Genomic DNA, 881 nt, shown 5'->3' on the forward strand with positions numbered 1-881 from the left:
GCGATGAGCGACGAGTCCATCATCGTCAAGAACCAGGGCACCATCTTCCTGGGCGGCCCGCCGCTGGTGAAGGCCGCCACGGGCGAGGAAGTCAGCGCCGAAGACCTGGGCGGCGCCGACGTGCATACGCGCCTGTCGGGCGTGGCTGACTACTTTGCGCAGAACGACCATCACGCGCTGAGCCTGGCGCGCAATATCGTGCAGCACCTGAACCGCCGCAAGCCGGACCAGATCCGCCTGCACGAGCCAGTCGAGCCGCTGTATCCGGTGCAAGAGCTCTATGGCGTGATCCCGACCGATACGCGCAAGCCCTATGACGTGCGCGAGGTGATCGCGCGCCTGGTCGACGGCTCCGAGTTCGACGAGTTCAAGGCGCGCTACGGCACCACGCTGGTGTGCGGCTTCGCGCGCATCTGGGGCTACCCGGTCGGCATCATCGCCAACAACGGCATCCTGTTCTCCGAGTCCGCGCTCAAGGGCGCGCACTTCATCGAGCTGTGCTGCCAGCGCAAGATCCCGCTGGTCTTCCTGCAGAACATCACCGGCTTCATGGTCGGGCGCAAGTACGAGAACGAAGGCATTGCCCGCAACGGCGCCAAGATGGTGACCGCGGTCGCCACCGCGCAAGTGCCCAAGTTCACGGTGATCATCGGCGGCTCGTTCGGCGCCGGCAACTACGGCATGTGCGGGCGCGCCTATTCGCCGCGCTTCCTGTGGATGTGGCCGAACGCGCGCATCTCGGTGATGGGCGGCGAACAAGCCGCCAGCGTGCTAGCCACGGTGCGCCGCGACGGCATCGAGGGCAAGGGTGGCAAGTGGAGCGCGCAGGAGGAAGAGGCGTTCAAGCAGCCGATCCGCGACCAGTACGAGCACCAGGGCCA

The 881-nt window shown here is 66.4% G+C and carries 1 protein-coding gene; it reads left to right on the top strand.

The window, feature by feature from the left end; genetic code table 11:
- Positions 1–881, top strand: an 881-nt coding sequence (locus tag AC3WL8_RS39920; protein ID WP_492380257.1) for a carboxyl transferase domain-containing protein, incomplete at both ends; no start/stop codon positions are given.

This window comes from Cupriavidus sp. FW305-F7 (genome assembly GCF_058782875.1).